The sequence below is a fragment of the Streptomyces sp. NBC_00536 genome (genome assembly GCF_036346295.1).
In the GTDB taxonomy this organism is placed as follows: domain Bacteria; phylum Actinomycetota; class Actinomycetes; order Streptomycetales; family Streptomycetaceae; genus Streptomyces.
The window spans coordinates 414,949-437,008 of record NZ_CP107819.1 but is presented as its reverse complement, the minus strand read 5'-3'; the positions used below and the strand labels follow the sequence as shown (position 1 = coordinate 437,008).

At 72.0% G+C, this 22,060-nt stretch carries 18 protein-coding genes and 1 tRNA gene; 12 read left to right on the top strand and 7 right to left on the bottom strand.

Annotated features, from left to right (window positions below):
* The first annotated feature begins 283 nt into the window (after positions 1-283).
* From OHS33_RS01955 to OHS33_RS01945, 3 genes are all read left to right on the top strand, one after another.
* The gene (locus tag OHS33_RS01955; RefSeq protein WP_330328620.1) at positions 284-1,126 is read left to right on the top strand and encodes a hypothetical protein; all 843 of its coding nucleotides are present in this window, start codon (positions 284-286) and stop codon (positions 1,124-1,126) included.
* Between the two features lie 489 nt (positions 1,127-1,615).
* Positions 1,616-2,650 carry a metallophosphoesterase gene (locus OHS33_RS01950; protein WP_330328619.1) on the top strand — a complete coding sequence of 345 codons (1,035 nt, stop codon included), beginning with the start codon at positions 1,616-1,618 and terminating at the stop codon, positions 2,648-2,650.
* A 123-nt stretch (positions 2,651-2,773) separates the two neighbouring features.
* Positions 2,774-3,850 (top strand): DUF2330 domain-containing protein, encoded by a 1,077-nt coding sequence (locus tag OHS33_RS01945; RefSeq protein WP_330334865.1) that lies wholly within the window; start codon positions 2,774-2,776, stop codon positions 3,848-3,850.
* A 43-nt stretch (positions 3,851-3,893) separates the two neighbouring features.
* Here OHS33_RS01945 and OHS33_RS01940 read toward each other — a convergent pair whose 3' ends face one another.
* Positions 3,894-4,460: a DJ-1/PfpI family protein gene (locus tag OHS33_RS01940; protein ID WP_330328618.1), complete on the bottom strand. Its 567-nt coding sequence runs from the start codon at positions 4,458-4,460 to the stop codon at positions 3,894-3,896.
* A 251-nt stretch (positions 4,461-4,711) separates the two neighbouring features.
* Here OHS33_RS01940 and OHS33_RS01935 point away from each other — a divergent pair, with 251 nt between their 5' ends.
* Positions 4,712-5,533 (top strand): endonuclease I family protein, encoded by an 822-nt coding sequence (locus OHS33_RS01935; RefSeq protein ID WP_443065404.1) that lies wholly within the window; start codon positions 4,712-4,714, stop codon positions 5,531-5,533.
* 80 nt (positions 5,534-5,613) lie between these two features.
* Here OHS33_RS01935 and OHS33_RS01930 read toward each other — a convergent pair whose 3' ends face one another.
* The 4 genes from OHS33_RS01930 to OHS33_RS01915 form a co-directional block, all read right to left on the bottom strand.
* Positions 5,614-6,672, bottom strand: coding sequence for an ABC transporter permease (locus tag OHS33_RS01930; protein ID WP_330328617.1), 1,059 nt, complete (start codon positions 6,670-6,672; stop codon positions 5,614-5,616).
* Positions 6,669-8,288, bottom strand: coding sequence for a sugar ABC transporter ATP-binding protein (locus OHS33_RS01925; protein ID WP_330328616.1), 1,620 nt, complete (start codon positions 8,286-8,288; stop codon positions 6,669-6,671). The genes OHS33_RS01930 and OHS33_RS01925 overlap by 4 nt, the downstream gene beginning before the upstream one ends.
* 26 nt (positions 8,289-8,314) lie before the next feature.
* Positions 8,315-9,370 (bottom strand): substrate-binding domain-containing protein, encoded by a 1,056-nt coding sequence (locus OHS33_RS01920; RefSeq protein ID WP_330328615.1) that lies wholly within the window; start codon positions 9,368-9,370, stop codon positions 8,315-8,317.
* Positions 9,371-9,445: 75 nt separating this feature from the next.
* Positions 9,446-11,167 (bottom strand): NPCBM/NEW2 domain-containing protein, encoded by a 1,722-nt coding sequence (locus OHS33_RS01915; RefSeq protein WP_443065184.1) that lies wholly within the window; start codon positions 11,165-11,167, stop codon positions 9,446-9,448.
* 283 nt (positions 11,168-11,450) lie between these two features.
* Here OHS33_RS01915 and OHS33_RS01910 point away from each other — a divergent pair, with 283 nt between their 5' ends.
* The 3 genes from OHS33_RS01910 (at position 11,451) to OHS33_RS01900 (ending at position 15,545) form a co-directional block, all read left to right on the top strand.
* Positions 11,451-12,260 carry a DeoR/GlpR family DNA-binding transcription regulator gene (locus OHS33_RS01910; RefSeq protein WP_330328614.1) on the top strand — a complete coding sequence of 270 codons (810 nt, stop codon included), beginning with the start codon at positions 11,451-11,453 and terminating at the stop codon, positions 12,258-12,260.
* Between the two features lie 397 nt (positions 12,261-12,657).
* Complete coding sequence (locus OHS33_RS01905) at positions 12,658-13,740, top strand: quaternary amine ABC transporter ATP-binding protein (RefSeq protein ID WP_330328613.1); 1,083 nt, start codon at positions 12,658-12,660, stop codon at positions 13,738-13,740.
* Positions 13,740-15,545: an ABC transporter permease/substrate binding protein gene (locus OHS33_RS01900; protein WP_330328612.1), complete on the top strand. Its 1,806-nt coding sequence runs from the start codon at positions 13,740-13,742 to the stop codon at positions 15,543-15,545. Before OHS33_RS01905 ends, OHS33_RS01900 begins: the two co-directional genes overlap by 1 nt.
* Before the next feature lie 60 nt (positions 15,546-15,605).
* Here OHS33_RS01900 and OHS33_RS01895 read toward each other — a convergent pair whose 3' ends face one another.
* A complete protein-coding gene (locus OHS33_RS01895) occupies positions 15,606-16,646 on the bottom strand; it encodes a hypothetical protein (RefSeq protein ID WP_330328611.1) in 1,041 nt (346 codons plus the stop codon).
* Positions 16,647-16,943: 297 nt separating this feature from the next.
* On the opposite strand from OHS33_RS01895, the gene OHS33_RS01890 reads away from it, so the two are divergent.
* From OHS33_RS01890 to OHS33_RS01870, 5 genes are all read left to right on the top strand, one after another.
* Entirely contained in the window at positions 16,944-17,477 is a 534-nt protein-coding gene (locus OHS33_RS01890; RefSeq protein ID WP_330328610.1) for a GNAT family N-acetyltransferase, read from the top strand.
* Positions 17,478-17,556: 79 nt separating this feature from the next.
* Positions 17,557-17,910 (top strand): hypothetical protein, encoded by a 354-nt coding sequence (locus OHS33_RS01885; protein WP_330328609.1) that lies wholly within the window; start codon positions 17,557-17,559, stop codon positions 17,908-17,910.
* Between the two features lie 178 nt (positions 17,911-18,088).
* Positions 18,089-20,374: a D-alanyl-D-alanine carboxypeptidase family protein gene (locus tag OHS33_RS01880; protein WP_330328608.1), complete on the top strand. Its 2,286-nt coding sequence runs from the start codon at positions 18,089-18,091 to the stop codon at positions 20,372-20,374.
* 42 nt (positions 20,375-20,416) lie between these two features.
* The gene (locus OHS33_RS01875) at positions 20,417-20,581 is read left to right on the top strand and encodes a hypothetical protein (protein ID WP_330328607.1); all 165 of its coding nucleotides are present in this window, start codon (positions 20,417-20,419) and stop codon (positions 20,579-20,581) included.
* A 67-nt stretch (positions 20,582-20,648) separates the two neighbouring features.
* Complete coding sequence (locus OHS33_RS01870; protein ID WP_330328606.1) at positions 20,649-21,680, top strand: alpha-hydroxy acid oxidase; 1,032 nt, start codon at positions 20,649-20,651, stop codon at positions 21,678-21,680.
* A 66-nt stretch (positions 21,681-21,746) separates the two neighbouring features.
* Here OHS33_RS01870 and OHS33_RS01865 read toward each other — a convergent pair.
* Positions 21,747-21,820 (bottom strand) — tRNA-Met (locus tag OHS33_RS01865).
* Positions 21,821-22,060 lie beyond the last annotated feature (240 nt).

Sequence of the window (22,060 nt, the reverse complement as noted above, 5' to 3'; positions counted from 1 at the left end):
GATGGCGACGGAGCGTGCGCCGACTTCCCGTACCCCGTAAGGTCGGACGACCCCGCAGGTCAGGACATTGGTCCCGGCCTCAATTCACGTGCCGTTCACCTGTCCGGTTCCGCGGCTTTCGTCCGGACTGGTGGTGTGTGTTCCACGTGACGGGTTGAGGGGTCGACGGGTTTGGTTTCGCGGGAGTTCGAGGGGGTCGGTGGTGGGGACAGCCACGTGGGCGCCGGTCGGTGAGGCAGCGGTCGGTGAAGCGGCGACGGGTGAGGCAGCGGTTGCGGATGGGGTGGATGGGGCGGATGAAGCGGCCGTCGGCCAGGCCGAGCCCACCACCGCGCCCAATGCCGCGCCGACCTACCAGGTCAAGCTGCTCGTCGACCCCCGCCGGATCCTGGGCGCCGACGGCGCCCCCCTCGGCCGGGCCGCCGGCGCGCTCGGGCTCGGGGAGTCGAGCGGCTTCGAGGTGGCCCAGTACATGGACGACGCGGAGCTGAGCTTCGCCGGACAGGGCTGGATCATCCGGTTCCGCCACGACGGTGCCGAGGACCGGCTGCGGCTGACCTACAAGACGCGGTTCGACATCGTCGGCGACGGGACGGACCTCGCCGCCGTCGAGGAGGCCCTCGACCGGGCCAACGCGCACCGCTTCGACTGCCGGGACACCAACTACGACCCGCAGGTCAACCTCAGCTACTCGCGGGCCACGCTCGACTTCTCCAACAAGAAGCGCGAGCCCGCGCCGGACCTCGCACCGGGCGCGCTGCCGGATCCGGTCGCGTGCCGGGCCATCGCGCTCGACCGGCTGCCCGGAAAGATGCGGAAGTGGCCCGCCAAACCCGCGGGTTGGGCGGAGGCCGTCGCGGCCGCACCCCTGATCCACGGGCCGGTCCGGCAGACCAACTACCCCGGCGAGATCCTCGGTCACGCGGTGGAGATGCAGATCACCCCGCTGTGCGACGGGGACGGGCGGGAGTCCTGGTTCACCGAGATCACCGCCAAGGCGGACACCTTCGGCGAGGCGGTGCGGCTGCGCGCCGACCTGATGGGCAAGCTGCGCGCCGAGGGCTGGCTGCTGGAGCGCAACGCGTTCAAAACCGACCTCGTCCTGGGCAACCACCGTGCCGGTTGATTCCGGTCCGGACGCGGTACGAGCGCCCAGCGGGCCGTCCTGCCCGGCCTGGTCGTCCCGCCTGGCCCGCCCGGCCGGTGGCCCGGTGTGCGCGCCCGGAGCCGCGGTTCGGCCGGCCCGCGTCCCGGCAGGCTCCTGGTGGGCTCGCCGGTCGCCGACCCGTTCGCCTTTCCGATGTCCTGGATCCGCCCGCGGGGGTGCCGTCGGGCCGCCCGTCTCGGCATGCTGGCGAGCATGACAACGCCGTTCGTACCGGCCCCCGCCCGGCCGGGCCCCGTCCGGGACGCAGGACGCGCGGAGCAGCCCGCAGGACGTACGGGCCCCGTCCTGCCGCGCGCAGCAGAGCCGCCCGAGGCGGGCGCGCCGCCGTTCCCGGACCGACCGCTCCCCGGGCACCCGCACCCACACGTCAACCCGGGCAGACGTGTTTCGGTCGGATCGGACGGGCCCGGAAGCGGAGCCGAGGGCGGAGGCGAAGCCCCTGCTCCCGTGCCCCCCGCCCCGGGGCGAATACGGCTGGCCCACCTTGCCGATCTGCACATCGGCTCGCCGCTGCGTGGGCTCGATGACCATCCGGGCGCCCCCGCCATCGACCCCGAGCAGGCTCCGTACGATGCCCTGGACGCGCTCGTGGGCCGGGTCGCCGACGGCCGTTACGACGGGGTCCTCGTCGCCGGGGACGTCTTCGACCGGCATCACGCCGACGCCGCCGCCCTGACGGCCTTTCAGGACGTGCTCGGCCGCTTCCACGACGAGGGGCTCGTGACCGTCGTCGTCTCCGGCAACCACGACGCGGAATCGCCGCTGCCGCAGAAACTGCACCTGCCGCCCTCCGTGCGCTGGCTGGGCGCCCACGCCCCGGAGACCGTCCACTGGGAACACCTCGGGACCGCCGTGCACGGCCAGTCGATCGCGGAGGCCGATGACCTCCGCGACCTCGCGGCGGACTATCCGCGCCGGATCCCGGGACTCGCCAACATCGGCTTGCTGCACACCAGCCTGCACGGTGCCTGGAGCCGCAAGACGTGTGCCCCGACCGACGTGCGGACGCTGGCGACCGCGGGATACGACTACTGGGCCCTGGGGCACGTCCACCATCGGCTGGTGCCCGCGCGCGGTTTCCTCGCCGTGTATCCGGGCAACACGCACGCGCGCGGCCCCGCCGAGAACGGCGGGCGCGGCTACACCGAGCTGCTGATCGACGGCGAGACCCTGACCGCGAGCGCCGTGGACACGGCCCCGGTGCGCTACGAGTCCCTGGTCGTGGCCCGCGCCGCGACTGCCGAGGCGGACATCCGGGCCCGCTTCGCCGCCGTCCCGCCCCCGGCCGGATCGGCAACGGCCGGGGCGGGGCGGGTCGTTGTGTGGACGCTGTCCGGTCCGGGCGGCGAGGACCTGGTCCGGCTGGCCCGTGAGGTGGCGGACGAGCTGGGGCGGGCCGACTTCATGGTGTGCCGCGCGCCGTGCGCCGCGACCGTCAGGGCGGTCTCGCCCCCGACCGCTCCGGAAGGTCCCGCCGGCTAGGTCGGCCCCGGCCCCACCGGCTTCGCCGCCCGCCTCGCGGCGACGCGCGACCGGAACCGGAACCGGATCACGGTGGTTGCCGTCTGAGACCCCGTGTGGAGGAAACGAAGAATTCTCGCCGTGCTGCTCGCCCTGCTCGCGACCCAGCTCGGCTCGCTCATCAGCCCGGCCTACGCCTGCGGTTGCGGCGCGATGATCCCCGACGGCCGGTCCCGGATCGGGGTCGGCCGGGAGAGCTCCGTGGTGCGCTGGGACGGCGCCACGGAGCAGATCGTGATGCGGTTCAGCGTCAGCGGGGACGCGCACCGGGCGGCCTGGATCATGCCGGTGCCCGGGCGGGCGACCGTGGAGCTGGGCAATCCCGACCTGTTCGTCGACCTGGCCGAGCTGACCCGGCCCGAGTACCGGACCCGGAGCTACTTCTGGCCCCGGGACCGTGACTGGCCCTTCCGCTCGGGGGACGGGGCCCGGGTGGGCGGCGCGCCCCCCGCGGGGGCGCCGCGGGTCGGTGTCGTCGGGCGCGAACAGCTCGGCGACTTCGATGTCGCGCGGCTGACGGCGACCGACCCGCAGGCACTGCGCGGGTGGCTGAGGGACAACGGCTTCGAGCTGCCCGACGGCCTCGCGACCGAACTGAAGCCGTACGTCGACCAGAAGTGGGAGTACGTGGCGGTGCGGCTCGCGCCCAAGGATCCGGGCCGGACCCTCGCCGGTGACCTGGATCCGCTGCGCATCCGCTTCGCCAGCGACCGGCTGGTCTATCCGATGCGGCTGTCCCGGCTGGCGAAGACCCCGCAGTCCCTCGGCCTGTACGTCCTCGCGGACCACCGGATGGAGCCCCGCTCGGCCATCGGCGGGGGCGCCCCCGAGGTGACGTTCGCGGGCCGGATCGACCCGAAGGCCGCGGGCGTGCACGACGCGGTGGCCCAACTGACCGAAGGCAAACCGGTGTTCCTGACCGCCATCGAGCAGCAGTTCCCGCAGCCCGCCCGGATCGAGGGCGATCACGAACTGCGGGCGACCGCCGCCGACACTCCCTACCGCCCGGTGGTCTACGAGGACCGGCTCCTGACGGTCGGCGACGGCATCCCGGTGTGGCTGCTGACGCTCGTGGGCGCGGCGGCGGCCGTCGCGGGTGCGGGGGTGGTGGCCCTGCGGGTACGCCGCCGCGCGCTGGGCGACGTACCCGCACAGGCCTGACGGACGACCCGCAGGGACCGGACGGCAGGGCCGGTCGGCGGGGTCAGGCCAGCGGGGCCTTGCCGCGCAGCACGGTGAGGAACTCCCGCATCCACGCGGAGTGGTCGGGCCAGGCCCGGGCGGAGACCAGGGTGCCGTCCACGACGGCCTCGGAATCCTCGAAGGTGGCGCCCGCGGCCGCCATGTCGGGGGCCAGCGCCGGATAGGCGGTCACCCTGCGGTCCGTCAGCCCGCCGCCGACCGCGGTGATCAGCGGACCGTGGCAGATCTGGGCGATCGGCCGGTCCGTGCCGGTGAAGGCGGCCACGATCCGCTGCACCTCGGGGTCGTTGCGCAGGTACTCCGGTGCCCGCCCGCCCGGGATGACCAGGGCGGCGTACTCCTGCGGGTCGACCTCGGAGAAGGCGAGGTCGGCCGGCCAGGAATAGCCGGGCTTCTCCGTGTAGGTGTCGAAGCCCTCCTCGAAGTCGTGTACGACGAAGCGGAGTTGCTTGCGCGAGGGGGCCGCGACGACCACGTCGTAGCCCTCCTCGCGCAGGCGCTGGTAGGGGTAGATGACTTCCAGTGACTCCGCCGCGTCGCCGGTCACGATGAGGATCTTCACTGCCATGGGCTGCTCCTGGTGGGGCTGTTCACGGACATGGCCCGGGTGGGCCATGGTCACCGTGCCCGCGCGGCGGGATTCTGCCAAGAGGGCGTCACCCGACCGGCGGGTCCATCGGGGTCCATCGGCAAGGTCCAGGCTCCCGACATGTGTTCTTCATCTGTTCGGCACATGACAATGTGAACCTCGCTCTGCCACCTGATGTCCCGCCAATTCCCCGGGCGGGAGCGGTGCGTGTGGAGAGGTCCCCCCACGTGATCAGAATCTCGCGCCTTGCGCCGTTGACCGCGGGTCTCGCGGCGACGGCCCTGCTGTTCGCCCCGGCGCACGCCTCCGCGGGTCAGCCGCCCGCCCAGGCGGCGCCCGTCACCGCGCCCCTCGCGGGCTCCGTCTCGGTGGACGCGTACTACGCCGCCGCCGAGGGCAAGACCGGCCCCGCGCTCAAGAGCGCGCTCCACGAGATCATCAAGGTCCAGTCCAAGATCACCTATGACCAGGTGTGGAACGCCCTGAAGGTGACGGACGAGGACCCCGCCAACCACAACAACGTGATCCTGGTGTACTCGGGCCGCTCCCAGTCCAAGTCCACGAACGGCGGCGGCGCCAACGACTGGAACCGCGAGCACGTCTGGGCCAAGAGCCACGGCGACTTCGGCACCGCCACGGGCCCCGGCACCGACCTGCACCACCTGCGGCCCGAGGACGTCACGGTCAACAGCACCCGCGGCAACAAGGACTTCGACAAGGGCGGCAGCCCGGTCGCCGAGGCCCCGGGCAGCTTCACGGACTCCGACTCCTTCGAACCGCGCGACGCCGTCAAGGGCGACGTGGCGCGGATGCTGCTCTACATGGCGGTCCGCTACGACGGCGGCGACGGCTTCGCCGACCTTGAGCTCAACGACCAGGTCAACAACGGCACGGCCCCCGCGATCGGCCGCATCAGCGTCCTGAAGCAGTGGAGCCAGCAGGACCCGCCGGACGCCTTCGAACAGCACCGCAACCAGGTCATATACGACACCTACCAGCACAACCGCAACCCGTTCATCGACCACCCGGAATGGGTCGCCCAGATCTGGTAGCCCCACGCCGGGCAACAGTCCGGGCGGAGCGGTGGCGCCGTGAACCGTACGCGGGGTACGGGGCCTGGGTCGGGTCCCGGCTACGTCGGCAGGCCCACGGCGCGTTCGCCCGTGCGGCGTTTCTGGATGACCACGGCCGCGACCAGCAGGGTGCCCTGGGCGACGTTCTGCCAGAACGGGTTGACGCCCTCGACGGTCAGGCCGTTGTCGAGGGCTCCCAGCAGGGTGATCGCCAGCAGGGTGCCGCCGACACCGCCGCGGCCGCCGGTCAGCAGGCAGCCGCCGAGGGCGGCCGCGGTGATCGCCTTCAGCTCCAGGCCCTCGCTGCCCGAGACCGGGTGGCCGAAGCCGGTACGGGCGGTCAGCAGCACCCCGGCGACCGCGGCCACGACCCCGGCCAGGCCGTAGACCGCGATCAGGTACTTGTTGATGTGGATCCCGGCCAGCCGCGCCGCCGTGTCGTTGCCGCCGATCGCGTAGACGTTGCGGCCGATGTCCGTGTACTTCAGCAGCAGGTGGATGCAGACGGTCACCAGGGCGAGCACCCACAGCAGTACGGGTACCCCGGCGATCGCCCCGTTCGCGAGGAAGACGAAGACGTCGTCGTTGCTGACGTAGCCCTGCGCCGCGCCCTTCGAGAGGAGCTGGGCGACCCCCTTGTACACGGCCAGCGTCGCCAGCGTGGCGATGACCGGGTTGATCCGCCCGTAGACGATCACCGCGCCGTTGACCAGACCGGCGAGCAGGCCGACGCCGAGCGCCGCGGCGATGCCGAGCAGCGCGTTGGAACCGGTCGAGGTGAACACCATCGCGGAGACGACGGAGGCGACACCGACCTGGGACCCGACGGAGATGTCGAGCGCGCCGCAGATGATGACGACCGTCTGCACCAGGGCCAGCAGGCCCGAGATGGTCACCGCGTCGCCGATCACCTTGATGTTGGCCCAGGTGAGGTAGGCGGAGTTGAGTGAGCCGAAGAGGGCCGTCACCAGGATCAGACCGCCGATGAGGCCGACGTTCTGGCCGCCGACCGCGCCGAGCCAGGCCGCCGCGCGGCTCCGCGGGGCCGTGGACATCCGGTGCTGGTCCTGGTCCTGGTCATGCTCCTGGCCCTCGGGGCGCATCGCTTTCGTCGTCATGTCCGGCCCTCGCTGTCGTGCGTACGGTCGTCGTGCCTGCGGTCGTGCGTAGGGTCGTGCGGGCCGTCGCCCGGGGTCAGGTCATCGGCCATGGCCAGCGCGAGGATCCGTTCCTCCGTGGCCTCGGACCGGCTCAACTCGCCAGTGATCCTTCCTCCTTGCATGACCAGCACCCGGTCCGCCAGGCCCAGTACCTCGGGCAGCTCGGAGGAGATCACCAGCAGTGCCACCCCGGCCTCGGCGAGGTCCGCGATGATCCGGTAGATCTCGGCCTTGGCCCCGACGTCGATCCCGCGGGTCGGTTCGTCGAGGATCAGGACCTTCGGCCGCCGCGCCAGCCAGCGGGCGAGCACCACCTTCTGCTGGTTGCCGCCCGAGAGCCCCCGTACCTCGTGCTCGATGGAGGGCGCGCGCACCCGCAGCCGGTCGGTGAACTCCCGGGCGAGGCGCCGCTCCGAACCCCGCCGGACGAACCGCAGGCGGCTGAGCCGCCCCAGCATCACCAGCGTGGTGTTGTCCCGGACCGACCGGTCCATGAACAGCGCCTGCGCCTTGCGCTCCTCGGGGGCCAGGCCGATCCCGGCGCGCACGGCGTCGGAGGGGCGGCGCAGCCGCAGGGCGCGGCCGTCGACCGCGACCGAGCCACCGCGCAGCGGGAGGTCACCGACCAGGGCCCGGGCCAGTTCGGAGCGTCCGGCGCCGACGAGCCCCGCGAGGGCCACGACCTCCCCGGCCCGGACCCGCAGGCTGATCCCGCTCACGTCGTCGGTGCGCACGTCCCGGACGTCGAGGACGACCCGGTCGGTGGCCACGTGCGCGCGGGCGAAGAGGGCGGACAGGTTCCGGCCCACCATCATCCGTACGATCTCGCCCTCGTCCGTGTCCGCCGCGTCCCGTACGCCGACCAGCGCGCCGTCGCGCAGTACGGCGACCCGGTCGGCGAGCTGGAAGATCTCCCGCATCCGGTGGGACACGTACACGACCGCCAGGCCGTCCGCGCGCAGCCGGCGGATGAGTGCGAACAGGGCCGCCACCTCGTGCTCCGACAGGGAGGAGGTCGGTTCGTCGAAGGCGATGACCTTGGCCCGCCCGGTCAGCGCCCGCAGGATCTCCACCAACTGGCGCTGCGCCGCGGTGAGATCGGCGCCGAGGGTGTCGGCGTCGAGGACCTCGGCGAAGCCGATCCGCAGCAGGTCCGCTTCGAGGCGGCGGCGCAGGCCGGTGCGGTCGAAGCGGCGCCCGGCCCGGGTCGGCAGGGCGCCGAGGTAGACGTTCTCGGCGACGCTGAGGTGCGGGACGATCTCCGGCTCCTGCGGGATGAGCCGGATCCCGGCGGCCCGGGCGTCGGCGGGGGAGTGCAGGCGCAGCGGGACGCCGTCGAGCCCCACGGTGCCGGAGTCGGCGCCCTGGTCACCGCAGACGATCTTGAGCAGGGTGGACTTGCCCGCGCCGTTCTCGCCCATCAGGGCGGTGACGGTGCCCGCCGGGAAGTCCAGGCTCACGCCGAGCAGGGCCCGCACGGCGCCGTAGCTCTTGACGAGTCCGGTGACGCGCAGCCCGGCCTCGCCCGCGCCCCCGCCCCCGCCCGCGTTCTCGTGCACAGGGGCGCCACTCATTTCGGCGCCACTCAGTCCGGCGTCACTCATTTGCAGCCGAACCCGGCGTCTTTCCAGGTGCCCGCGTCGACCATCCTGGTCGGTGCGAAGGACTCCGGGGCGAACTCCTTGCCGTTCTTGAGCTTGTCGTACATGGCCTGCACGGCGAGCTTGCCGACCTCGTCACCGGGGATGTAGAGCGCGGCCTTCATGCCGTTGTCGGCGCCGGCCTGCCAGTCCTTGCAGGCCAGATAGGCGCCGAGGCCGATGCCGACGATGTCCGCGCCCTTCACCCCGGCGTTGCCCAGGCCCTTGACCCCGCCCGAGACGTTCTCGTCGTTGCAGCCCATGACCACCCAGTGCTTGACGCCCTGGTTGGCGGTCACCGTGGCCTCGACCTTCGCCTGCGCGCCCGCCGGGGTGTTGTCCGTACCGACCTCGATGGCCTGGACCTCGGGGCCGCCCGCCTCCTTCCACGCCGCCTTGGCGCCGTTGACCCGGTCGGTGCAGACGGTGGTGTCCTGCTTCCAGGCGTAGATGATCCGGGTGTCCGCCGCGCTCCAGCCCGCCTTCAGGAACTCGGCGGCGGCCCGCTTGCCGACCTCGTTGCCCATCTGGAGACCGGAGAAGCCCACCCGGGGTACCAGGTTCGCCTCGTCGCAGTCGGCGGGCTTCGGACCGTTCGCGCAGACCTGGTCGTCCGAAGTGAGCAGCGCGATACCGGCGTTCTTCGCCTCCGCGACGACCTGCGGCCCGACGGCCGATTCCGGAACCACGATGATGATGCCCTGGTTCTTCTGCGCGGCCGCCGACTTCACCTCCGTGATGGTCTTGGACGCGTCGTTGCCGAGGTTGACCACCCGCAGTTTGATGCCGAGTTCGTCGGCCTTGCGCTGCGCGCCCGCTGCCTCGGAGACGAAGTACTCCTGGTCTCCCTGCTTCTGCAGGTAGGCGATGGACAACGGGCCGTCGGCCGGCCCCTTCCCGCCCCCGCCGCCGGAGGGCTTGCCGGAGGAGCAGGCGCCCAGGGTGAGCGCCAGCGCGAGCACGCCGCTCAGGGCCGCGGCGCGGCGCAGCGAACGGAGGGGGGAGGAAGGGTGCATGCGAGAGGACTCCCGTGTCGAGGTGGAGACGGTGGTGATGGTGGTGACGGCGGAGACGGTGGTGACCAGGGATGGTCAGCTGCAGGTGAGCCGGGGGGTGGCCCAGTCCGCGTGATCGGAGTTGATGCCGTTGCCGCCGTCGGTCACGACGAGCTTCAGCGTCTGGCCGCCGGTGAGGTCGGCGGTCAGTGTGCGGGCGGTGTCCGCCGTGGTGAGCAGACCGCTGTCGGCGGCCTTGACGGAGTCCCGGTAGATCTGGAAGACCACCGAGCCGTAGCTGCTCTTCTCGTCGTCGACGCCCACGTTCACGCTGAGCGTGCTGCACCGGCCGCCCAGGTGGTAGGTCACGGTGCTGGCCGCGTGGGCGCCCAGGCCCTTGGCGTACGTCACTCCGCCCACGGTCAGCGTGCGGCCGTCACCGGCGGCCTGCTCGCCGTTGCTGCGGTCCTTCTCCACCGGGCCCCAGCCGTTGGACGCGCTGGTCCACGACAGGTCGGAGAGCGCCGAGGTGCCGGCGGGCGGGAGGGGGAGGGCGCCGGGGGTGATCCGGAAGACGGTGGTGGCGTGCGCGCCGACGGAGGCGCTCAGCGCGGGGCCGCCGGTGGTCGAAGTCGCCTTGCTCCACAGGTCCTTGAGGGCGTACGGGGCGCGCCCGCCGATGCCGAGGGCGTCCATGGTGGTGGAGACCGTGGCGGTGGATCCCGTCTCGTTGGTCAGGGACACGGCCCGGTCGCCGTTCTGGAGTTCCTTGACCATGACCACCAGGCCGCCGTTGGCGGAGACCACGGTGCCCTGCCGCCCGAGCGGGTCCTGGTCGAGCGCGATGACATCGGGGTTGGACAGGACGGCGAAGGTCTCGGCGCTCGCCGTGCGCAGATCACTGCCGATGAGGAGCGGCGCGGCCATCATCGACCAGAGGCTGAAGTGGGTCCGGTACTCGGCGGCCGTCATCCCGCCGTTGCCGACCTCCAGCATGTCGGGGTCGTTCCAGTGGCCGGGCCCGGCGTACTGCGCGAGTCCCTGGTTGGTGTGCGCGATGTTGATCATCGAGGACCAGCTGTCGCCGATGTCGCCGGTGGTGCGCCAGAGGTGACCGACGTCGGCCGCCCAGGTCCACGGCTGGTTCTGGCCCCATTCGCACAGCGAGAACACGATCGGCCGTCCGGTGGTGCGCAGCGCGTCCCGCATCGCCGTGTACCGCTTCTTGGCGTCCACGCCCTGGTTGTTGCAGTTGTCGTACTTGAGGTAGTCGACACCGAAGGCGGCGAACAGGTTCGCGTCCTGCTGCTCGTGGCCCAGACCGCCCGGGAAACCGGCCGTGTCGCAGGTCTTGGTCCCGGCGCTGGTGTAGATCCCGAATTTCAGGCCCTTGCCGTGGACGTAGTCGGCGACCGCCTTGATGCCGTTCGGGAAGCGGACCGGGTCGGCGACCAGATCGCCCTGGGCGTTGCGGTTCGGCAGCGCCCAGCAGTCGTCGAGATTGACGTACTGGTATCCGGCGGCCTTCAGTCCCTTGCTGACGAACAGGTCGGCTATGCCCTTGACCATGCTCTCGTTGAACTCGGCCCGGCAGTGGGTGGAGTTCCAGTTGTTGAACCCCATGGGCGGGGTGAGCGCCTGACCGTCCGGAAGGGCGGCGGCGGGTGACGCGGCGGTGACCACCACGGCTCCGGCGAGCGCGGCGGCTCCCGCCGCGGGTAAGAGAAGCGGCAGCGCCGCGAGGACCGCGGTCAGGCGGCGGCGGACGGGCGACGAGGGCGATGTGTGCACGGACGGCTCCTGGGGACGAGAAGTCATGTGCGAGAGGGTGTCCCGGCGGTTCCTGGGGCGCGAAATCATCAGGATCGAACGGAATCCAACGGGACGGCCCACATCACACTGCCGTTTCGTGAGCATGTCAATATGGCGCGCACCGTCATCCACCGTCATCCACCGTCATCCACCGTCGTCCAACAACCGTCCCGTGCCGTTCTGTTGGAACCTGTTGACGTCGGGGCCGACCGTCAGGATGCTCTCGGTGACCCCGAAACCCGCAAACCCGCCAGTCCGCTCACCCGCCCCCGAGGAGAGGAACCGCAGGATGGCCGACCCCGGCACTCTGCTGGCCCACCAGCGCCGCGCGCACATCCTCGAAGAGGTGCGCCGGCGGGGCGGCGTACGGGTGAACGAGCTGACCCGCTCGCTGAACGTCTCCGACATGACCGTGCGCCGCGACCTGGACGCCCTGGCCCGGGAGGGCCTGCTGCAGAAGGTGCACGGCGGCGCGGTCCTCGGCGGCGAGCCCAGCAGCCACGAACCGGGATTCGCGGCGAAATCGGAGTGGGAACGGGCCGCGAAGGGATCCATCGCGCGCGCCGCGGCCGCGCTGGTGGCCCCCGGATCGGCCGTCGCGCTGTCCGCGGGGACCACCACCCACGCCCTGGCCCGGGAACTCACCGAGGTCCCGGGCCTCACCGTCGTCACCAATTCGATCCGGACCGCCGAGGTCTTCGAGGCCGCACGGCTCGGCGGCGGCGCGAGCGGCACCACGGTGCTGCTGACGGGTGGCATCCGTACGCCCTCGGACGCGCTCGTCGGGCCCGTGGCCGACCGGGCCATCCGGTCCCTGCATGTGGACCTGCTCTTCGTCGGCTGCCACGGGCTGGGCACCTCGACCGGCCTGACCACCCCGAACCTCGCCGAGGCCGAGACCAACCGGACCTTCCTGCGCGCGGCGCGCCGCACCGTGGTGCTCGCCGACCGCACCAAGTGGACGACGGTCGGGCTGACCACCTTCGCCACGCTCGACCAGATCGACGTGCTCGTCACCGATGCCCTCCCGCCGGACGAGGCGGCGGCCATCGCCGAGCGGGTCGGCGAGATCGTCCTCACCGAGGGTCAGGCGGGCTGACCGGCGTCGGCGGGACCGGCGAAAGTCAGGAACACCCACGGAAAGGCCGGGAACGCTCGCGCTGTCCGCATGGTGAGACGCCCGATCGGCCGGCGTTCCGGTTCCGTGCGGGCTTTCCTGGGGGCTCCGCGCCCCAACTCCACTTCCGGGTCCGCGCCATGGCACGCCCGCGCCCGCGGACCGGCTCCCGGTGAGGACTCCGTCCCCGTACGCCCGAAACGTGAACTGGATCACGTTTGTGTTTGCTCATTCACAGACAGGGCATTTGCGCCTCTTGAGCGAACCCCGCTCCGGTGCTGTCGGCCGGGCCGGGACGACGCGGGCGGATCCCGCATCGCTCCACGGCCGTGGGTCTGCGGACCCGCATGCCGTGCTCACTACGACCCGCGAGGTACATGTGTCCAGGCTCCAGACCGAGCACGTATACAAAGTGTTCGGAAGACGGCCCGAAGAGGCGGTGCGGTCCCTTGAGACCGGCGCCGACCGCGATGATCTGCGCGCCGACGGAACGACGGCAGCGGTGATCGACGCGTCCTTCAGTGTCGAGCCGGGGCAGATCTTCGTCGTCATGGGCCTCTCCGGATCCGGAAAGTCCACTTTGCTGCGCATGCTGAACGGTCTCCTCGAACCGACCGCCGGGCGCGTCCTCTACGACGGCCAGGACCTCACGGCCCTCAGCCCGGGTGAGCTGCGCCACGTCCGCTCCACGAAGATCAGCATGGTCTTCCAGCACTTCGCGCTCTTCCCGCACCGTGACGTACTGGAGAACGCCGCCTACGGCCTCGAAGTCCAGGGTGTGCCCCGGGCCGAACGCGAGCGCCGGGCCACCGAGGCCCTGGAGCTGTGCGGTCTGGCCGGCTGGGAGCGCTCCTGGCCCGACGAACTCTCCGGCGGCATGCAGCAGCGCGTCGGCCTCGCCCGCGCCCTGGCCACCGATGCCGACCTGCTCCTGATGGACGAGTCCTTCAGCGCGCTCGACCCGCTGATCCGCCGCGACATGCAGGACCAGCTGCTGGAGATCCAGCACCGGCTGAAGAAGACCATCGTCTTCATCACCCACGACCTGAACGAAGCGATGCGCCTCGGCGACTCCATAGCCGTCATGCGCAACGGGCGGATCGTCCAGCTCGGCACCGCGGAGGACATCCTCATGCGGCCCGCCGACGACTACGTCGCCTCCTTCATCCAGGACGTCGACCGCTCCCGCGTGCTCACCGCCGACGCCGTGATGACCGCGCCCGGCGGCGCCGGGGACCGCGCCTGCGACTGCCCCACCGTCAGCGCCGACACCCCGCTCGCCGAGCTGTGCGCGGTCAGCGCCCGCGTCCCGCACCCCGTCGCCGTCACGGACGCCGACGGCGCCATCGTGGGCCGCGTACCGCAGTCCCGGCTGGTCGCCTTCATCGGCGACGAGCACCGCGCTCCGCTCCGCTGCGACCGTACGGTCGTCCCGCGCCAGAAGAAGGAGGTGACCGTCTGATGCCCCGCCTCCACCTCGGTGTGTGGGTCGACCACACGGTCGACTTCCTCCAGAGTCACCTGGCCTGGCTCTTCGACGCGATCAGCGCCGTCGTCACCGGCCTGTACGACGGCTTCGACGCCGTGCTGTCCTTCCCGCACCCGCTGCTCTTCGCGGGCATCCTCGCCGTCGCCGCCTGGTGGCTGCGCGGCCTGCTCGCCGCGCTGCTCGCCTTCGCGGGCCTCGCCGTCATCGACTCCGTCGAGCTGTGGAACGAGGCGATGTCCACGCTGTCCCTGGTGCTCGTCGCGACCCTGGTGACCCTCGTCATCGCGGTCCCGCTGGGCATCTGGGCCTCGCGCTCCGCGCGCGTGAGCGGCGTACTGCGCCCGGTCCTGGACTTCATGCAGACCATGCCCGCCATGGTCTACCTGATCCCCGGCATCATCTTCTTCGGCGTGGGCGTGGTCCCCGGGATCATCGCCACCATCGTCTTCTCCCTGCCGCCCGGCGTACGCATGACCGAACTCGGCATCCGCCAGGTCGACGGGGAACTAGTCGAGGCCGCCGACGCCTTCGGCACCACCCCCCGCAACACCCTCGTCAAGGTCCAGCTGCCCCTCGCCCTGCCCACGATCATGGCGGGCATCAACCAGGTGATCATGCTGAGCCTGTCGATGGTCGTGATCGCGGGCATGGTCGGCGGCGGCGGTCTGGGCGGCGCGGTCTACCGCGCCATCGGCAACATCGACATCGGCCTCGGCTTCGAGGCGGGCATCTCCATCGTCATCCTCGCCATGTACCTGGACCGGATGACCGGTGCGCTCGGCCGTCAGGTCTCGCCGCTCGGCCGCCGCACGCTCGCGAAGGCCCGCGCCCTGGCGAGCGGACCGAAGAAGGTGTGGAACCACCGTCCGCAGCCCGCCTACGCCCTCACGGGAGTGGTGGTACTGGCCCTGGTCGCCGGCGGCCTGAACGCCTTCGGCGGCCCGGGGAAGGCCACCGTCGACGCGGCCGACGACATCGGCAAGGGCCGCAAGATCAGCATCGGCTACATCCCCTGGGACGAGGGTATCGCCTCCACCTTCCTGTGGAAGGAACTGCTGGAGCGCCGCGGCTTCCAGGTGGAGGCCCGCCAGCTCGAACTGGGCGCGCTCTTCACCGGCCTCGCGGGCGGGCAGGTCGACTTCCAGACCGACGGCTGGCTGCCGGTCACCCAGGCCGAGTACTGGGCGAAGTACGGCAACAAGCTCGACGACCTGGGCTCCTGGTACGGGCCGACCTCCCTGGAGCTGTCGGTTCCCTCCTACGTGAAGGACGTCAAGTCCCTCGCGGACCTCAAGGGCAAATCGGCCGAGTTCAAGGGCCGCATCATCGGCATCGAGCCCAGCGCGGGCGCGATGGGGCTGCTCAAGAGCAAGGTCCTCAAGGAGTACGGCCTCGACGGCGAGTACAAGGTCGTCGACGGTTCCACCCCCGGCATGCTCGCCGAACTCAAGCGGGCGTACGACAAGAAGGAGCCCGTCGCGGTCGTGCTCTGGTCGCCGCACTGGGCCTACGCCTCGTACGACCTGACCAAGCTCGCGGACCCCAAGGGCGTCTGGGGCCAGGGCGACGGCATCCACAGCCTGGCCCGCAAGGGATTCGCCGCCGACGAGCCCGAGGTGACCTCGTGGCTGCGCGACTTCAAGCTGACGGAGCAGCAGCTCACCGGCCTGGAGGCGAAGATCCAGGAGACGGGCAAGGGCAAGGAGCAGGAAGCCGTGCGCGCCTGGCTGAAGGAGAACCCGAAGATCGGCGGCAAGGCGGCGGTCACGGCCCACTGACGGCCCGGCCCGTCCGGCGGCGCTTCCCACCCCAGGATGGGAAGCGCCGCCGGGTCGGCCTCAGCGGCGGTGGAGGACCGCCTCCCGCGTGGTCCGGGCGAGGTCGGAGACCTGGTCCCGGCTCAGCGCGGCCTTGCGGATGATCACGCTGCCGGTGCTTCCCTTGTCGGCCCACGTGCACTGGTGCCAGACCGCGCTGATGCCCTCGGCGGAGAAGCACTCCATCCACCCGCCGAACGCGCCCGGACCGGGTCGCCAGACATCGATGACGCGCGCGTCCCGGGAGGCCGCGATGACTCGGCGGTTGATGCCGACCAGGTCTTCCCCCACGTCGTGGAGGTCGGCGGTGCCGCCGTAGACGACGATCCCCCGGTTCTCGTCGTCGTCCTCGGTGTAGGCGAACGCGAACGGCTCCCCGAAGCTGATGGTGTCCGGGAGGAGGTCGGCCATTTCCTTGAGCGGCCCGGCGGCGGCGGGCGTCATGCCGGACAGGGTGGCGGGCGCCGCGATCTCGTAGCGCGGATATTCCAGGTAGCGGGCATAGGCCCAGGCCGATGAGCCGATGACCGAGACCACCACCAGGCCCAGAGGGATCAGCGCGTGCGTCACTTCGCGACGGGAGTACCGCGGGACGGGCGGCAGCCCGCTCGCGGAAGCCGTGTCCGGTTCCAGGGCCGCGGCGAAATCGTCCCGGGGCCACGTGCCCGCGGCGCGGCGGGCCTTGCGCAGCAGCCGCGTCACCGCCAGCCGCGGCAGGCGCAGGACGAGGACTCCGGCGAGTACCACCCACGAGGGCCCGTCGAGGACGAATCGGCCGAGGATGAGCGCGATCAGGCACCCGGCATGGAACAGGCCGTAGGCGAACGGCCGCAGCAGGATCGGCAGGAGCCGTGCCGCCGTCGGACGGGCGAAGGCGGCGAGCGTGTGCGCCAGTACCACCCGCCGTACGTCGTCCGGGTGCGCCTCGGCGGCGATCCGGGACTCCTCGGCCGCCGCGGCCCGGTCGGCCGTACCCGCCAGGGCCCACTTCAGGTCGTACGTCTGCACACGGTACGAGGAGGGGCCCTTCGGCGGCCGGCTCAGCACGGGATTCCGCTGCACCGCGATCGTCCGGCGTCCGGCCCCTCCTCTTCAAGGAACGCGTTCGCAACCTCGCGTGCTTCCTCCAGCCGGCCGAGCCGTATGCATTCCTCTGTGCGTGTTCGCACCTTCCCGGACTCGACCGGATCCCCACTGACCTGCATGTCCCCACCCCTGATGTGCTGTGCCGATCATGTCGGCGCAGTCATTATTTCTTCCTTATGTGGATCGTCAAGGGTTGCGAGGGCAAAAGGTTCAGACCGTGGTGGCGAGGTAGCCGATTACCTCTGACCGGCGGCGTTCGGCAGGATGTGGGGCATGACCGAGATCCGCACCCCCCGACTCCTCCTCCGCCGCTGGAACGACGACGACCTCGTTCCGCTGTCGGAGATCAACGCCGACCCGGAGGTGATGCGCTGGATCGGCGACGGCTCCGTCCGGGACCTGGACGAGACCGCCGGAGACATCGAGCGCTGGGAGGAGGAGTGGGACGACGAGGGCTTCGGCCTGTTCGCCGTCGAACTGCTGGCCTCGGGAGAGCTGATCGGCGCCGTCGGGCTGACCGTCCCGGACGCCCTGCCGGAGTTCGCGCACGAGGTGGAGATCACCTGGCGGCTCGGCCGGTCCTTCTGGGGCCAGGGGTACGCGTCCGAAGCCGCGCACGCGACGTTGGAGTTCGCGCTCCAGGACCGCGGTCTCGACCGGGTCATCGCCATCAACCGGGCGGGCAACGACGAGTCCGAGAACGTCATCCGCAAGCTGGGCATGGAGCTGGACCGGAACGCGACGCACCCCGTCCACGGCCACTTGCTCCAGGTGCACACCATCGACCTGACCGAGTACGACGCCTGACGGCCGGACGGGTAGGCCAGCGGGGTGGGAGTGGCGGTCATCGGCCGCCGCGGCCGTGACCTGCAACTAAGGTGTGCACATGAGTGCCGACGGCGTCAGCCCCGCAACCCAGTGGCCGCCGACCCCGGCCTGGATGTCCGACTGCGCCGAATGCGTCCGGCTGTACGGGGCGATGCAGCACTTCCACGTGGTGGCCGACGGGCCGCGGGACGGGGCGAGGGCCTCGCGCACCCGGCTGGCCCGGCACCTGGCCAACATGCACCTGGAGCACATCCCGCACTGGACCCCCGGCTGCGAACCGTGCTCGGAACACCGGCAGGCCCTCGCCCGCGCCACGGCGTCGGGTCTGCTGGGCGCGGGTGCGTCCTGGCTGGCGGCGGAACACCGGGCCTCGCACCTCTTCGCACCGCGGGCCGGCACGGGTCTGTCGTAGCGCGTACGCCTACATCCGGACGAAATTCGGATATTTAGGGCCGTTTTCCAGGGAACCAATGAGTGCCCCCCAGGTCTCTACATGATCGAGTGGCCCCTCTGCGGGGGTGCCACCGACGACACCAAGAGACAGAGGGCGGGCTGGTGTCCCGGCCGGTACAAGCTAGGTGGCACGACGGATGAAGGCGGTATCAGTGGCGGGCGAGTCGCCCGACACGTCGAAGAGCGCGCAGGGTTCGACCGTGGACGCGGCGGACACCCCCACCCCCGAACCGGCGCCCCCCGAAGCCACCCCGGCCGCCGAGCCGACCGACCCCCGGCCCGCCGCCGACCCGGCGCCCGTGCCCGTGCCTGCGCCTGCGGCCGAGGCGGGGGAGGGGTCCGAGCCCGAGCCGGACTCCGGGGCCGCGCCGGTGGGCGAGGCGGCGGCGGAGGCTGAAGCGGACTCCCGGCCCGCGCCGGATCCCCGATCCGCGCCCGCGGACGGGCCCGGGACGGACCCGGCCCTCGGGTCCGTGCTGGTCACCGAGCCCGTGGCCGCGGCGCGGAAGGGATCCGCTCCGGAGGCCGACACCGGCCCCCGGGCCGAAGCCGAGCCGGAGCCGGACGCCGATCCCGTTGCGGAGTCGGAGGTCGGGCCCGACGCCGATGCCGACGCCGACACCGCCGAGGGTGCGCCCGTATCCGAGGCGTCGGCCGAGCGGCCGTCCGGCACATCCGTGCCGGAGGTGAAGGAGGCGAAGGAGGCCAAGGAAACGAAGGAGGCTTCGTCCACCGCAGGGCCCGCGCCCGATACCGCGCCCGCGCCCGCGTCCGAGGCCGGATCCCCCACCCCGTCAGGCCGTAAGGCCGTGCCGGAGTCCGACAACGAGCGGACGAGCACGTTCGTCGCCCTCAAGCCCCTGGATCCGGACACGGCACCGGCCGAGGCGGCGGCCGCCCCGTCGGCACCGCCCACCCCGACCTGGGCCAAGCGTCCGGCCACCGCACCGGCCCCGGCCCCCGCCCCGGCGGATGCGAAGCCCGACGGGACGACCCCCGCCGGGGCGACGGGCTGGCCCCGGGTCCCGGCCCGGAGTGAGGCCCCCCGCCCCGCGGCGACCACGGCACCCCCGCGGCCCGCCCCGGAAGCCCCCGCCCCGGAACGTTCGCAGCCCCTCCCGCCCCTCGACCTGCTCGCTCAGCTCACCAACACGCCCCCGCCGCCCGAGACGGCCGCCCGTACCGTCGGCCGCCGGTTCAAGATCTGGACGCCCGTCCTGCTCGCGCTGCTCGGCGCGGGCGTCGTCGCGCAGACCGTCCGGCCGCTGCCCGCGCCGACCGTGACCACCGGGGACGCCCCGGCCTCCTTCACCTTCGACGGGACCTACACGGCCCCGTGGCCGGGCGCGGGCCAGGGCGCGGTCCGTGTCGTCGGCAGCGGCGACGTCGGCACCTTCGGTGAGCAGAAGCCCGTACCGATCGCCAGCGTGGCCAAGGTGATGACGGCCTACGTCATCCTCAAGGGCCATCCGCTGAAGAAGGACGAGGCCGGTCCGCTGATCGAGATCGACGCCAAGATGGTCGCGGACGGCACGTCCGAGGACGAGTCGCGCGTCGAGGGTCTGACCGCGGGTTCCAAGTTCAGCCAGCAGGACGTGCTGAAGATGCTGATGGTCCCGTCGGGCAACAACGCCGCCCGGCTGCTGGCCCGTTGGGACGGCGGCAGCGACTCGGAGGCCGCGTTCGTCGAGAAGATGAACGCCGCCGCCAAGGAACTCGGCATGACGAACACCACCTACACCGACCCCAGCGGGCTGGACGCCGGGACGAAGAGCACCGCCGAGGACCAGCTCAAACTGGCCGAGGCGGTCATGCGGTTCGACGCGTTCCGGCCGATCGTGATGCTGCCCAGCGCCCCCATCAAGGGCCTGGCGACGCCGCTCATCAACAACAACGGCAACCTGCTGCTCGCCGGACTCAGCATCACGGGCATCAAGACCGGTTCCAGCTCCGCGGCGGGCGGCGCGCTGATGTGGGCGGCGTACAAGTCGGTCGGCGGCAAGGACCAGTTGATCATCGGGACCACGCTGGAGCAGCGGGCCCCCGCACCCGACAAGGACGCCATCAACAGCCTGGCCCTCGTCAAGGAGAACAGCAAGAAGATCATCGAATCGGTACGGGGCGCCCTGACGGCGGCCGGAGCCGTGAAGAAGGGCCAGGTCGTCGGGTACGTGGACGACGGCCTCGGCAAGCGCACCCCGCTCGTGGCCACCCGCGACGGCCAGGCCGTCGGAGTACCCGGCCAGCAGGTACGGCTGGCGCTCGCCGACGGCGGCAAGGCGCTGCCCCACGCGGCCAAGGCGGGCACACCGGTCGGTGAGCTGGTGATCGGCGACGGCCCCGGCGCGGCGAAGGTCCCGCTGGCCCTGAAGGAAGACCTGGCCGAACCCTCCTTCGGCGCCAAGCTGCTGCGCTTCGGCTAGCCCGCGCCCAGGCCGGCCCGCGATCATCGGCATGACTCCGCCATGCTCCCGCCCGGCAGCATAGGGTGGGCGCTGCTCGCCGGGATCTTCGTGCTCGCCGCGGTCGTCGTACGGGCCACCGGCGGCCCGCGTCCGGACCCGGGTGGCGACCCCCGGGGGCCGGGCGCGGTCCCGTCCACCCCCGCGACCACCGAGGTGACCACATGACCGAGCACGTACTCATCGTCGGCGGCGGCCGGGAGGTCCCCGGACGAACGGGTCCGAGGCGGCCCCGGTGAACGGCATCACAGCGGGCCCCGAACTGGCCGGGCGCGCCAGGGCGGTGCTCCCCGAAGCGGCCTACGACTTCTACGCGGCGGGCTCCGACGAACAGATCAGCACGGGCGAGGCGGCGGCGGCCTGGCGGACCCGGCGGCTCGCCCCGCGCGTGCTGCGGGACGTCTCCGCGGTGGACACCTCCGTGGAACTGCTCGGCAGCACGCTGGCCTCGCCCGTCCTGGCCGCGCCGACCGCCTTCCACCGGATGGCGCACGACGAGGGCGAGGTGGCCACGGCCACGGGCGTCCGGGCCGCGGGTTCCCTCATGGTGCTCTCCTCCCGGGCCACCCGGTACCCGGAGGACGTCGCGGCGGCCGCCGGGCCCTGGTGGTTCCAGGTCTACTGCCTGCGCGACCGGGAGATCACCCGCCGCCAGGTCGAACGGGCCACGGCGGCCGGAGCCCGGGCGCTGGTCCTCACGGTCGACGCGCCGTACGTCGCGCCGAAGCCCACGGCGGGCGCGCCGCTGCCGCTGCCGCAGGACGACGAACTGTGCCGCTCGGTCGGACTGGGCACCCGTACGCCCGGCTGGGAGCAGGACCCCTCCATCGGCCCCGAGGTGATCGGTGAACTGGCGCGGCTCTCCGGGCTGCCCGTGCTGGTCAAGGGCGTGCTGCGGGCCGACGACGCGCGGGCGTGCGTGGCCGCCGGGGCGGCCGGTGTGATCGTCTCCAACCACGGAGGCCGCCAGCTCGACCGCGCGGCCGCGACCGCCGAGGTGCTGCCCTCGGTGGTCCGGGCCGTGGGGGACACCGTGCCGGTGCTGGTCGACGGGGGCATTCTGACGGGCACGGACGTCCTGGTCGCCCTCGCCCTGGGCGCCCGCGCGGTCCTGGTGGGCCGCCCGGTCCTGTGGGCCCTGGCCCTGGACGGCGCCGACGGGGTGGCCGCCCTGCTCGACTCGTACCGGAAACAGCTCTCGCTGCGGATGGCGCTGGCCGGAGCCGCCACCCTGGGCGAGATCGGCCCGGACCTGCTGCACGGCTAGCACCAGCCGGCCCGGAACGTGATGAGGCCCCCTCGACGTGAACGTCGAGGGGGCCTCATCCATGAGTAGCGGGGACAGGATTTGAACCTGCGACCTCTGGGTTATGAGCCCAGCGAGCTACCGAGCTGCTCCACCCCGCGTCGGTAAACCTCACTCTACGCGAGTTTCCGGGCCCGGCTCACCACAGCGCTCCTCCAGTGGTCCTGGACCGGATCCGGACGGCTTCCGGACGCCTTCCGTAGCGGTGTCCAGCGGTGTCCGCCCAGGTCGGCGCCGGACGGCCGAGGCGCGGTGTGCATCACCGGGCCGGTCCGGACCGGCTCTCGAAGCGATCTCAAGGCAGAGCTGAGTGGTCGTCAAGTGATCGCCGTCATCGTCGG